The sequence below is a fragment of the Shewanella carassii genome (genome assembly GCF_019670705.1).
Lineage (GTDB): Bacteria > Pseudomonadota > Gammaproteobacteria > Enterobacterales > Shewanellaceae > Shewanella > Shewanella carassii.
On the sequence record NZ_AP024618.1, the window covers coordinates 4,030,357 to 4,045,815 of the forward strand.

Annotated in this window: 2 protein-coding genes; both read left to right on the forward strand. The window is 53.7% G+C overall.

The features are described 5' to 3' along the window. The first annotated feature begins 239 nt into the window (after positions 1 to 239). The gene (locus K5621_RS18065; RefSeq protein WP_221049952.1) at positions 240 to 13,184 is read left to right on the forward strand and encodes a retention module-containing protein; all 12,945 of its coding nucleotides are present in this window, start codon (positions 240 to 242) and stop codon (positions 13,182 to 13,184) included. A 102-nt stretch (positions 13,185 to 13,286) separates the two neighbouring features. Continuing rightward, on the forward strand, positions 13,287 to 15,458 hold the full coding sequence (locus K5621_RS18070; RefSeq protein WP_100143454.1) for a type I secretion system permease/ATPase: 2,172 nt from the start codon (positions 13,287 to 13,289) through the stop codon (positions 15,456 to 15,458). Position 15,459 lies beyond the last annotated feature (1 nt).

Here is a 15,459-nt window from a genome sequence, read left to right on the forward strand (position 1 = left end):
TTACCCCCTCAAGAATCAACAGGAGCTTAAGGCTCCTGTTTTTTTATTAATCAACATTTAAAAATATCTCTTTTAAATCAACGTATTAATAAAACACTAAATAGCGTCAAAAAATTGACCTTCAGATTCAATTCATTTAAAATCGTCCCAAGGGTTTTACACCATTTGCCAAGTTGCAACCTAGCACCAATGAGATGCAACTTTATTGATACGGATATTGCAATCGCCGGAGGCGGAACATGAAAGCACTTATCACAACACAGGATGGTCAAGTTAAGAGTTTGAATGGCAAAGCTTATGTCATGTCAAATGGTCACCAAATACAACTAAAGCCCGGCGACTTTATTGCGCAAGGAAGCGAAGTCATAGTTGAAGATAATGCACAAGTAGAACTCTTGCTTGATGACGGAAGTAGTCTCGGCAATGAAAATATAACCGCCCCACTACAGCCAAGTGTACAAGGTAACGATGCAATCACCGATTCTGAAATCGCGCAGTTACAAGCGCTTATCGCAGCAGGAGAAGATCCAACAGCTTCACTGCCCGATACCGCTGCCGGTGGAGCACAAGGAAATGAAGGAACTTCTGGGTTTGTGTCTTTGGCAAGAAGTGGCACAGAAACCTTAGCAGCAAGTGGTTATGACACCGCAGGTATCGAAGTTAATGCCGCCCCGCTTCAAGATGAAGTATCACAAAACACCTTTGAAGTAACCCAGATTGCTCCCAGCGTTGTAACTCTATTGGCCCCAAATCAGGTCAATGAAGGCGGCCAGATCACCTACACCGCCACGGTCAACAATGCCCCCGAAACCGACCTGGTACTGACCCTATCCAACGGCGCCAGCATCACCATTGCCGCCGGTCAAACCTCCGGCACCGTCACCGTTGCGGCGCCGACTGAGGATGTCTATCAGGACGGTGAAACCCTCACGGTCGGCATCACCGACGCCCAGGGCGGCAATTACGAAAACCTGGACACCAGCGACACCGCCTCGACCCAGGTCAATGACACCATAGATACCACCACGGTCACTCTGACTGCCCCGGCTGAAGTCAGTGAAGGCGGTCAGATCACCTACACCGCCACGGTCAACAATGCCCCCGAAACCGACCTGGTACTGACCCTGTCCAACGGCGCCAGCATCACCATTGCCGCCGGTCAAACCTCCGGCACCGTCACCGTTGCGGCACCGACTGAGGATGTCTATCAGGACGGTGAAACCCTCACGGTCGGCATCACCGATGCCCAGGGCGGCAATTACGAAAACCTGGACACCAGCGACACCGCCTCGACCCAGGTCAATGACACCATAGATACCACCACGGTCACTCTGACTGGCCCAGCAAGTGTAATGGAAGGTGAAGCTACTGATATTTATACGGTTACATTAAGTAACCCCGCCCCTGTTGGCAGCATAGTGGCTCTGAGTTATAGCTATACCACTGCAAGTGGTGACGATATTATTGAAACTATTCAAGCGGTAATTGGTGAGGATGGTCTTACCGCTACTTTCAATATATCCACCGTGGCGGACCAACCATATGAAGGACCTGAATCCTTTACCGTTAATATCAGTGGTATAACAAATCCTGATGGAACCCTAATTTTTGAGCAACTCGACCTCAGTGATGCCAGTGTTGAAACCAGTATCATTGACACAAACTCACCACCAACAACCGATGACACTTCTGCCATGGGGGAGGAAGATTCCAATGGTATTGAAGTCAGTCTTGTCGGTTCAGATTCTGACGGTAGCGTTAACTATTTCATTTTAGATACATTACCAGCTAATGGAACTTTGCTTCTCAATGGAGTAGAAGTCCAAGTCGGCGATCAAATACCAACGTCGACTAATTCAGCAACACTGATCTTTGTGCCTAATGCAGATTGGCATGGAGAGACTTCATTCACTTATCATTCTATTGATAATGCAGGACTCGCAGACAATACTCCTGCCACTGTTGACATCACAGTCACCCCGGTCAACGATAACTTCACCGATGCCGATGAAGTCATCACCCTGACCGAAGACAGCGGCCTGCACAGCGGCACCCTGCTCACCGGTACCAGCAGTGTCGATGGCCCGGTGACGGTCCAGAGCTTCTCGGTCGATGGCAGCAGCTATACCTTTGATGACACCCACACCAGCTTCAGTATCAACCTGACCGCGGGCGTATTGGTGATCAACCAGGATGGCACCTACAGCTTTACCCCGGCGGACGACTGGAACGGTACGGTGCCGGTGGTCAACTACACCCTGACCGATGGCTCCAGCACTGACGATTCCACCCTGGCTATCAGCGTCACCCCGGTCGATGACGCCTTCACCGATGCCGATGAAGTCGTCACCCTGGCCGAGGACAGCGGCCTGCACAGCGGCACCCTGCTCAGCGGCACCAGCAGTGTCGATGGCCCGGTGACGGTCCAGAGCTTCTCGGTCGATGGCAGCAGCTATACCTTTGATGACACCCACACCAGCTTCAGTATCAACCTGACCGCGGGCGTATTGGTGATCAACCAGGATGGCACCTACAGCTTTACCCCGGCGGACGACTGGAACGGTACGGTGCCGGTGGTCAACTACACCCTGACCGATGGCTCCAGCACTGACGATTCCACCCTGGCTATCAGCGTCACCCCGGTCAACGATAACTTCACCGATGCCGATGAAGTCGTCACCTTGGCCGAGGACAGCGGCCTGCACAGCGGCACCCTGCTCAGCGGCACCAGCAGTGTCGATGGCCCGGTGACGGTCCAGAGCTTCTCGGTCGATGGCAGCAGCTATACCTTTGATGACACCCACACCAGCTTCAGTATCAACCTGACCGCGGGCGTATTGGTGATCAACCAGGATGGCACCTACAGCTTTACCCCGGCGGACGACTGGAACGGTACGGTGCCGGTGGTCAACTACACCCTGACCGATGGCTCCAGCACTGACGATTCCACCCTGGCTATCAGCGTCACCCCGGTCAACGATAACTTCACCGATGCCGATGAAGTCATCACCCTGACCGAAGACAGCGGCCTGCACAGCGGCACCCTGCTCAGCGGCACCAGCAGTGTCGATGGCCCGGTGACGGTCCAGAGCTTCTCGGTCGATGGCAGCAGCTATACCTTTGATGACACCCACACCAGCTTCAGTATCAACCTGACCGCGGGCGTATTGGTGATCAACCAGGATGGCACCTACAGCTTTACCCCGGCGGACGACTGGAACGGTACGGTGCCGGTGGTCAACTACACCCTGACCGATGGCTCCAGCACTGACGATTCCACCCTGGCTATCAGCGTCACCCCGGTCAACGATAACTTCACCGATGCCGATGAAGTCATCACCCTGACCGAAGACAGCGGCCTGCACAGCGGCACCCTGCTCAGCGGCACCAGCAGTGTCGATGGCCCGGTGACGGTCCAGAGCTTCTCGGTCGATGGCAGCAGCTATACCTTTGATGACACCCACACCAGCTTCAGTATCAACCTGACCGCGGGCGTATTGGTGATCAACCAGGATGGCACCTACAGCTTTACCCCGGCGGACGACTGGAACGGTACGGTGCCGGTGGTCAACTACACCCTGACCGATGGCTCCAGCACTGACGATTCCACCCTGGCTATCAGCGTCACCCCGATCAACGATAACTTCACCGATGCCGATGAAGTCATCACCCTGACCGAAGACAGCGGCCTGCACAGCGGCACCCTGCTCAGCGGCACCAGCAGTGTCGATGGCCCGGTGACGGTCCAGAGCTTCTCGGTCGATGGCAGCAGCTATACCTTTGATGACACCCACACCAGCTTCAGTATCAACCTGACCGCGGGCGTATTGGTGATCAACCAGGATGGCACCTACAGCTTTACCCCGGCGGACGACTGGAACGGTACGGTGCCGGTGGTCAACTACACCCTGACCGATGGCTCCAGCACTGACGATTCCACCCTGGCTATCAGCGTCACCCCGATCAACGATAACTTCACCGATGCCGATGAAGTCATCACCCTGACCGAAGACAGCGGCCTGCACAGCGGCACCCTGCTCAGCGGTACCAGCAGTGTCGATGGCCCGGTGACGGTCCAGAGCTTCTCGGTCGATGGCACCAGCTATACCTTTGATGACACCCACACCAGCTTCAGTATCAACCTGACCGCGGGCGTATTGGTGATCAACCAGGATGGCACCTACAGCTTTACCCCGGCGGACGACTGGAACGGTACGGTGCCGGTGGTCAACTACACCCTGACCGATGGCTCCAGCACTGACGATTCCACCCTGGCTATCAGCGTCACCCCGATCAACGATAACTTCACCGATGCCGATGAAGTCATCACCCTGACCGAAGACAGCGGCCTGCACAGCGGCACCCTGCTCAGCGGCACCAGCAGTGTCGATGGCCCGGTGACGGTCCAGAGCTTCTCGGTCGATGGCACCAGCTATACCTTTGATGACACCCACACCAGCTTCAGTATCAACCTGACCGCGGGCGTATTGGTGATCAACCAGGATGGCACCTACAGCTTTACCCCGGCGGACGACTGGAACGGTACGGTGCCGGTGGTCAACTACACCCTGACCGATGGCTCCAGCACTGACGATTCCACCCTGGCTATCAGCGTCACCCCGATCAACGATAACTTCACCGATGCCGATGAAGTCATCACCCTGACCGAAGACAGCGGCCTGCACAGCGGCACCCTGCTCAGCGGCACCAGCAGTGTCGATGGCCCGGTGACGGTCCAGAGCTTCTCGGTCGATGGCAGCAGCTATACCTTTGATGACACCCACACCAGCTTCAGTATCAACCTGACCGCGGGCGTATTGGTGATCAACCAGGATGGCACCTACAGCTTTACCCCGGCGGACGACTGGAACGGTACGGTGCCGGTGGTCAACTACACCCTGACCGATGGCTCCAGCACTGACGATTCCACCCTGGCTATCAGCGTCACCCCGATCAACGATAACTTCACCGATGCCGATGAAGTGGTTACCCTGGCCGAAGACAGCGGCCTGCACAGCGGCACCCTGCTCAGCGGCACCAGCAGTGTCGATGGCCCGGTGACGGTCCAGAGCTTCTCGGTCGATGGCAGCAGCTATACCTTTGATGACACCCACACCAGCTTCAGTATCAACCTGACCGCGGGCGTATTGGTGATCAACCAGGATGGCACCTACAGCTTTACCCCGGCGGACGACTGGAACGGTACGGTGCCGGTGGTCAACTACACCCTGACCGATGGCTCCAGCACTGACGATTCCACCCTGGCTATCAGCGTCACCCCGGTCAACGATAACTTCACCGATGCCGATGAAGTCATCACCCTGACCGAAGACAGCGGCCTGCACAGCGGCACCCTGCTCAGCGGCACCAGCAGTGTCGATGGCCCGGTGACGGTCCAGAGCTTCTCGGTCGATGGCACCAGCTATACCTTTGATGACACCCACACCAGCTTCAGTATCAACCTGACCGCGGGCGTATTGGTGATCAACCAGGATGGCACCTACAGCTTTACCCCGGCGGACGACTGGAACGGTACGGTGCCGGTGGTCAACTACACCCTGACCGATGGCTCCAGCACTGACGATTCCACCCTGGCTATCAGCGTCACCCCGGTCGATGACGCCTTCACCGATGCCGATGAAGTCGTCACCCTGGCCGAGGACAGCGGCCTGCACAGCGGCACCCTGCTCAGCGGCACCAGCAGTGTCGATGGCCCGGTGACGGTCCAGAGCTTCTCGGTCGATGGCAGCAGCTATACCTTTGATGACACCCACACCAGCTTCAGTATCAACCTGACCGCGGGCGTATTGGTGATCAACCAGGATGGCACCTACAGCTTTACCCCGGCGGACGACTGGAACGGTACGGTGCCGGTGGTCAACTACACCCTGACCGATGGCTCCAGCACTGACGATTCCACCCTGGCTATCAGCGTCACCCCGGTCAACGATAACTTCACCGATGCCGATGAAGTCATCACCCTGACCGAAGACAGCGGCCTGCACAGCGGCACCCTGCTCAGCGGCACCAGCAGTGTCGATGGCCCGGTGACGGTCCAGAGCTTCTCGGTCGATGGCAGCAGCTATACCTTTGATGACACCCACACCAGCTTCAGTATCAACCTGACCGCGGGCGTATTGGTGATCAACCAGGATGGCACCTACAGCTTTACCCCGGCGGACGACTGGAACGGTACGGTGCCGGTGGTCAACTACACCCTGACCGATGGCTCCAGCACTGACGATTCCACCCTGGCTATCAGCGTCACCCCGGTCGATGACGCCTTCACCGATGCCGATGAAGTCGTCACCCTGGCCGAGGACAGCGGCCTGCACAGCGGCACCCTGCTCAGCGGCACCAGCAGTGTCGATGGCCCGGTGACGGTCCAGAGCTTCTCGGTCGATGGCAGCAGCTATACCTTTGATGACACCCACACCAGCTTCAGTATCAACCTGACCGCGGGCGTATTGGTGATCAACCAGGATGGCACCTACAGCTTTACCCCGGCGGACGACTGGAACGGTACGGTGCCGGTGGTCAACTACACCCTGACCGATGGCTCCAGCACTGACGATTCCACCCTGGCTATCAGCGTCACCCCGGTCAACGATAACTTCACCGATGCCGATGAAGTCATCACCCTGACCGAAGACAGCGGCCTGCACAGCGGCACCCTGCTCAGCGGTACCAGCAGTGTCGATGGCCCGGTGACGGTCCAGAGCTTCTCGGTCGATGGCACCAGCTATACCTTTGATGACACCCACACCAGCTTCAGTATCAACCTGACCGCGGGCGTATTGGTGATCAACCAGGATGGCACCTACAGCTTTACCCCGGCGGACGACTGGAACGGTACGGTGCCGGTGGTCAACTACACCCTGACCGATGGCTCCAGCACTGACGATTCCACCCTGGCTATCAGCGTCACCCCGGTCGATGACGCCTTCACCGATGCCGATGAAGTCGTCACCCTGGCCGAGGACAGCGGCCTGCACAGCGGCACCCTGCTCAGCGGCACCAGCAGTGTCGATGGCCCGGTGACGGTCCAGAGCTTCTCGGTCGATGGCAGCAGCTATACCTTTGATGACACCCACACCAGCTTCAGTATCAACCTGACCGCGGGCGTATTGGTGATCAACCAGGATGGCACCTACAGCTTTACCCCAGCGGACGACTGGAACGGTACGGTGCCGGTGGTCAACTACACCCTGACCGATGGCTCCAGCACTGACGATTCCACCCTGGCTATCAGCGTCACCCCGGTCAACGATAACTTCACCGATGCCGATGAAGTCGTCACCCTGACCGAAGACAGCGGCCTGCACAGCGGCACCCTGCTCAGCGGCACCAGCAGTGTCGATGGCCCGGTGACGGTCCAGAGCTTCTCGGTCGATGGCAGCAGCTATACCTTTGATGACACCCACACCAGCTTCAGTATCAACCTGACCGCGGGCGTATTGGTGATCAACCAGGATGGCACCTACAGCTTTACCCCGGCGGACGACTGGAACGGTACGGTGCCGGTGGTCAACTACACCCTGACCGATGGCTCCAGCACTGACGATTCCACCCTGGCTATCAGCGTCACCCCGGTCAACGATAACTTCACCGATGCCGATGAAGTCGTCACCCTGGCCGAAGACAGCGGCCTGCACAGCGGCACCCTGCTCAGCGGCACCAGCAGTGTCGATGGCCCGGTGACGGTCCAGAGCTTCTCGGTCGATGGCAGCAGCTATACCTTTGATGACACCCACACCAGCTTCAGTATCAACCTGACCGCGGGCGTATTGGTGATCAACCAGGATGGCACCTACAGCTTTACCCCGGCGGACGACTGGAACGGTACGGTGCCGGTGGTCAACTACACCCTGACCGATGGCTCCAGCACTGACGATTCCACCCTGGCTATCAGCGTCACCCCGGTCAACGATGCGCCGAACATTATTTCAATTGGCAATGTTGCCGTATCTGAAGAGGGGCTGAACGATGGTGCGCCGGATGAAGTCGGCGACACAGATACAACAGATGCAGTGATAGCCAACGGTACCATTGAGCTGCAAGATCCTGACAACGATGAGCTGGAAGTTACCCTCAGTGGCCCTGTCGGTATCACGTCAGGAGGCGTTGATGTTACCTGGAGTTGGGATGCCAGTACTCAAACCCTGACAGGCTCTGCCGGTTCAACTGTGGTGATGACCATATCGCTCACGGCTCCTGCGGGTAACAGCAGTGGTACTTGGGGTTATGAGGTCACACTGCATGCTCCACTGGATCATCCTGTAGCCAATGTTGAAGATGTGCTCAATTTGAACTTTGGCATTGATGTCGCGGATGGTTCAGGAGCGACAGACTCAAGTTCATTCCAGGTTACAGTTGAAGACGACTCACCTGTTGTCGATGTTGAACCTATCTTGGATGGGGTCAACACTGTTGGCACCTATACTGGGGTCATGAACACATCAGGAGCAGATAAAGACTATAGTGCCGATCTCAGCGGCAACGTAAACGGCTGGGATGCTGGTTCTCAAACCTACTTTGGTGCTTCTGATATCACGGCCGGAGGCAAAACAGTCTTCTTCTTTGTCGATCCAAACAACCCGGATCAACTGTTCGCTTATACAAGCGATGAAAGCCCTGCTACGGCCTATGATGCGTCTAACCCTGATCAGACGCTGATCTTTACCCTCAACACAGATCCAAACAGCGACAGCTATCAACTGGATATATTGCAGAGCATAGACAAGCTGGAAGAGATAGACATTGGCGCGTTGGACGGAGGTAAAGGAGGCATCAGCGGTACCGTGTATGTCACTTATGACAACGCTACCGGTGCCTACAACATATACAACGATCCAAGCAAAGTGCCCTCTGATGCCGAAGTTGCTTTCACGCTTTATGGCCGTGATGGCAACGGAGACTTGGCCGATGTCAATGGTACAGACAACGGCTTTGGGGTGGCTAACCCTTGGGTTTCAGGTGATGAGACCCTTATCGTTGACTATGCAGACACAGTAGCCAGTGCCAGCTTTAACTTCAACGTCGGTAATAACGACCCAGTGCTGGTGCACTACAAGGCCTATGATGCCAACGGTCAACTGCTGGGTGAAGGCGAAATCGGCCCCAACGAAGTTATCAGTGATTTGGGCGCTATCGCCTATATCGAGCTGAGTGCTATAACGCCTGACGGTGCCAAGTTCCAATTGACCGGCACAACCGCTCAGGAGATCGTCAGCTCCACAGAGCCTCTGGATCTGGACTTTGGTGTAGTGGTCACTGACAGTGACGGCGATCAGACCAACGGCAATCTGGATATTCACCTGGATGCTCCAGGAGGCGCTCCAGTCGCTATTACCTCCTATGCTCTGGCCAGTCTGGATGAATTTGGTTTGCAGGATGACAACCTGGATACCGATCAACAGTCACTGCGCTTCAAGGCTGGTGACAGTGAACTTTCAGACTTCGGCTTCAACTATCAAAATGGTGACTTCAGCGGTATTACAGTGGAAGGGATAAGAGAAAACTTCCCATTGAGCTGGCGCCTTGAGGGTGAGTACCTGATAGCTTCAATGCCGGGTAATGGTCCCAACAAAGATGTATTGAAGATCAGTCTGGATTGGTCTGCCATAGCGGCGGGCAGTGAAGGCAATATCATAGTCAACGCTGAGCTGATAGGGAATCTGCCTCATAACATAGATGTCGACTCGCTGAAGATTTCAGGTATTGAGATTGTTGGTACAGATAACAACAACCAAACCGCAGTATCGACTCTGGATGTTAAAGTCGAGAAGTACACGGCTGCTGTGGATGATTATCAGGAAATCAATGAAGATCAGCTGGCAAGCGGCAACATTTTTGACAATGACACAGGTGAATTAAACAATGGCCAAGACCTTGAGTTGGCCAGCTTTACCGTAGCCGGGGATAGCCAGGTATACAGTGCAGGAGAAGATGTCACAGTTGAGGGGGGCAATCTGGTTATCAATCTGGATGGTAGCTATACCTTTACTCCGGAAGCCAACTGGAACGGTACTGTGCCGGTTATCACCTATGTGACCAACAATGGTGATACTGCGACCCTGACTATCAAGGTCAACAGTGTCAACGACGCACCGACTATAGTTACCACAACCAATGCCGTTGTCTCAGAGGAAGGCTTGACCAATGGCCTGCCGGACTCAAATGGCAGCAGTGATACCACTGACAATGCCACTGCAAATGGCACTATCCAGCTTCAGGATGTGGATGGTGATGCACTGACTGTTAGCCTGATACCACCAAGTGGTATCACCTCAGGTGGCCAGACAGTTACCTGGCAGTGGGACGCAGCGACTCACACACTGACAGGCTCTGTAGGTAACCTTGCAGTAATGACTGTGGTACTGACACCGCCAGCGGGTAATGGCAGTGGTGATTGGGACTATCAGGTCAAGCTGTTGGGACCAATAGATCACCCAGATACCAGCATTGAAGATGTTAAAGATCTGACCTTTGAGGTCAATGTCGATGACGGCAATGGCGGCACTGTCTCCGGCAGCTTCGTCGTCAGCGTCGAAGATGATGCGCCTTACATGCCGGATACTGCTCCGGTAACGGCTACGGCAACCGATATTCCGGATACTCTCATAGGCGCCTTCGATCTGACCGGTTACACAGGTAATAGAGGGGAACTGGACTTTAATGGTTTCACCATCACAGCCAGAGGTTTTACCTCATCTACCGATCACACCCTAACCTCTGCAAATATTAACGGCAGTAGTTCAGGCATAGGGGTTGCCAGTGTAGACTCACCTTACTTCAACTTGGCCAACGAAATAGATTTCCGGGAATTTGCTGATGGCACTGGGGTTTCTGAAGAGGTCATCATAGATCTGGATCCCAACACCCTGGCGTTCGGCATGAAGATAGAGTTTGCCAATATCTTTGGAGGTGAGCTTGAAAGCGGTGTGGTTGAGTTCTGGCGTGATGGCCAACTGATATCCAGCCAAACTTTCAGATCGGATAAAAGCAACGGTGACTATGCGGCTGACTTTAACGTGCAGGATGGCGGCTTTGATAGAGTTGTTATCAAGGCAACCGACAACGGCACAGCCCCCAGTCATAAAGACAACAGTGACTTCACTATTTCCTCCATAGAATTCACTGGTACAGGCAATGCCCCGGCAATCGCCTATGCTTCCGGTGAAGTAACGGCACAATGGGGCGCAGATGGCCAAGGCAGTCTTGCATTGGCCGGTGTAACTGACACATCCCTGGTGACCGCCAGCGGAGAAGCCGTTGAAGTGACCCTTTCAGGCAATACTTTGCTAGGTCAAACAGACTCGGGCGACTTGGTCTTTAAGCTGGAATTCACCCCTGGCACGGGTCACTGGGACTTCTATCAGTACCAGACGATGCAGGGCACCGAAGACGGCGACCTGGACTTTGCGGTCACGGTAACCGATGCCGATGGCGACTCTTACAGTGGCAATATCGCTGTGGTGCCTGTATTTAACTATCAGGTCACTGAAGCGGGTCCAGGCGATCAAACGCTCAATTTGGGTAACGCCGAAGATATCGTTATCGGCGACCTGGATGGCTCAGTCGTGGTTCCCGGGCAGGATTACAATATCGCCTTTATGGTCGATAGCTCAGGAAGTATTGGTAATTCGGCTATGGAGGCGATGAAACTTCAGTTGGCTCAAGTATTTGAGACACTGAAAGCCAGTGCCGATTCAGATAATGCCGGCACAGTTAACATATTCCTGACCGATTTCGACTCTCAAGCTAATTTGTCAGTCAGCGTCGACCTGGGAGATCCAGATGCGCTGAGTAAGCTCCAAACCGTTATCGATAGCATGGATGGAGATTATTGGACCGGTGGTGGCACCAACTATGAAGATGTTATCAAGACAACGGCCAACTGGTTCCACAGCGATACGGCTCTTGCCAACAGTAACGCTGAGAATCTGGCATTCTTTATCACGGATGGCGCGCCATCTGTCTATCAGTACTATGAGGATACCAACCCGATAGTCAATCGAAAGACTGGCGAGACTCTGGATGACTTGGTCAACGTCAATAACTTTACTCTGGGTGAGGCGTTTTACGCCAATATCGGAGGACAGTCGAGACTAATCATAGATGCCGACGGAAATCTTTATCAATGGAGCCAAGGTCGTGGAGGCTGGAGTTCGCAAAATATTGGCGATATTCGGGCTCAAGGGGACGGTACTTACGAGATATCAAGCACCTTCAATGGTAATTACTGGGCATTGCAAAACGCCCTAAGTGCCCTGCCATTACTGACAGGCAATGGTGTCATTGTGCAAGCCATAGGTATAGGTAACAATATTTCGACTGGCACATTGCAACAGTTTGACAGTGATGGAGCTGTCCAAACCAATGTCTCTGCCGATGAACTGGCCAAGGCGATTCTCGGCAACGAAATCACCGATATGCCAGGCTCAGATACCTTGGATGGCGGTGCGGGTAACGACATCATCTTCGGTGATGTGATTCGCTTTGATGGCATTCAAGGCCAGGGTTACAGCGCACTCAAAGCCTTTATTGCCGGCGAGTTGGGCCAAAGCGATGCAACCGATGCTGAAATTCACAATTTTATCAGCGAGCATCCTAACCTGTTTGATAAGTCAGGCATTAATGATATGGGTGACATCATCCGCGGCGGCGAGGGCAGCGATATCCTCTTTGGCCAAGGCGGTAATGATGAACTCTACGGCGACAATGGTAATGACATGCTGGTTGGCGGCAATGGTGATGATTGGCTCACTGGTGGTCAAGGCGTAGATACCTTCAGCTGGAAAGCAGGCGAAACCGGCACTGACCATATCACTGACTTTGAAGTTAACAAAGATAAGCTGGATCTCAGCGATCTGCTGTTGGGTGAAGAGCACAACTCACTGGAGCAATATTTCCAGTTCAGCGTCGAAGATGGTAATACCACCATCTCTATCGATGTGGATCTCAATGGTGAATTTGATCAGCATATAGTGCTCGATGGCGTTGACCTATTCGCCACTTATGGCAGTGATGAAAGTGACATCATTAATGGCCTGCTGGGAAGTAACAGCAGTGATAGCCCACTGATTGTCGAGACTCAATCGGCCAATCCCAGTGCGTCTTACGTCAGCCAAAGTAGCTCTTCTGGGCTGGAAGAGCCTAAAACACTGGACTCAGTAATCTAAAAGCCCGGTGGTTTGAATGGCAGCCCATATTGCAATTCGCAATATGGGCTGCCATGGCTGATACTAGAATTAATGATATAAAACGGAAGGATAAGTTGTTCTGTGACCGCATCCGCTTCTCCTAAACCTGAGCAATGGACCATTTCGGCTTCTCAGCGAGTCACGGTTGATCCCCTGCTCGATAGTCTGGTTCTATTGACAGAGTACTTTGGCTGCCCCTGTTCCAGTGAGTCTTTGGCAGCGGGGCTTCCTCTGTCTTCTGCAGTTTTATCTCCGGAACTGGTACCACAAGCCGCAGCCAGAGCTGGTCTGACGGCAAAACTTTCCCGTAAAGGTCTGAATCAGGTTACTGCCATTCAGTTACCCTGTATTTTACTCTTGAAAGACAAGAAGGCCTGCATCCTGCGCGAGCTGGATCTGGAGCAACAACATGCGGTGATCCAATTACCTGAGACCGGCGGCGAACAACGCCTATCTATAGAAGAGTTGGAAACCCTCTATGTAGGCTATCTGTTTCTGGTAAAACAACAGTACCGTGGCGATATGGGGTTTGATGTCTACCATCATGACCACAGTAAACACTGGCTACTGCAAACCATTAAAGACTCAGCCCCCATTTATCGTGATGCCCTGATAGCCTCAATTCTGGTGAATCTATTCGCGCTGGTTTCACCGCTGTTTATCATGAACGTCTACGATAAAGTGGTGCCCAACCTGGCATTCGAATCACTGTGGGTTCTGGCTATCGGAGCCGGTATTGCTTACCTGTTTGACTTGGTCATGAGACAGCTGAGAAGTTATCTGATCGACATTGCCGGTAAGAAAGTCGATATCATAGTGTCCTCGCGCCTGTTCTATAAGGCGATAGGTATTCCTCTGGAAAACCGTTCTCCCAGTATTGGTGGCATGGCGCGTCAGTTAGGTGAGTTTGACAGCATCAGGGAAATCCTCACCTCGGCAACAATAACCACGCTGGTCGATCTGCCCTTTGCATTGTTGTTTGTGTTGATAATCTATCTGGTTGCTGGCGATCTGGCGTTGATCCCACTTGTCGCTAGCCTCATCATCATCGGCTATACCTTAATTGTTCAACCCAGGCTCAAGACAGCCATTGAGGAAAGCAATAAATTTGCCAGCCTCAAGCACGGCCATTTGATTGAGAGTCTCGCCTCTCTGGAGTCCATCAAGTCATACGGCGCGGAAGGCCTGGTACAAAAAGCCTGGCAGCAGATGATAGGTCACACAGCCAACTGGCAGCTGCGCTCGAAAAAGCTTTCCAACTCCGTAGCCAATGTCGCCAACTTTGTGGTGCAACTAACCGTTGTCAGTGTAGTCATTCTCGGGGTCTACCGGGTTGCCGATAATGATATATCCATGGGTGGGATCATTGCCGCTGTGATGCTTGCCAGCAGGGCCGTTGCACCTATGGCACAGCTGGCTAATTTAATGACCCGAGCCAACCAAACTGCCAGCGCGTTGAGACAGCTGGATCAGATCATGACCCAAGAAGATGAATTTGAAAACAAAGGTCACCTGGTCAGCAAACAGCGTCTGATGGGCAAGATTGAGGCCGATAATCTCAGTTTCAGTTACCCAAGTTCAGAAAAAACGGTTTTAAATCCCTTTTCGTTGCGAATTAACCCTGGTGAACGTATCGCCATCATAGGCCGCAACGGCAGTGGCAAGAGTACCTTGGCCAAACTACTTATCGGACTGTTCAAACCCAGCAATGGTAGCCTGAGGTACGATGGCATAGACAGCGCCCAGATCCACCCGAGCGATCTACGCCGTAACTTCGGCTATCTGCCACAAGATGTCACCCTGTTCCACGGTTCAGTCAGGGACAATATTCTCTTCGGTACCCGTCAGGTCACCGAGCATCAATTGATCCGAGCCGTACAACTCTCAGGAGTCAATCTGTTTACCGATATGGAATCAGAAGGCTTGGATCAACAAGTAGGTGAAGGCGGACATTCTCTATCCCGAGGCCAGCGGCAAATAGTGGCCTTAGCCAGAGCCATTCTCAATGACCCGCCGGTGCTGTTAATGGATGAGCCCACAGCCAGTTTGGATGCCAGGGCCGAGAAGCAATTTATGCGTTCCATGCATAATGTCAGCCGTGATAGAACCCTGATCATTATCACTCACAAAATGCACTTGCTGAACTTAGTGGACCGTATCATAGTGATGGATAAGGGCCATATTATTGCCGATGGCCCGAAAAACCAAGTGCTTGAAAAGCTCAACCAAGGGCTGATGGCAGGAGGCAAGTAAC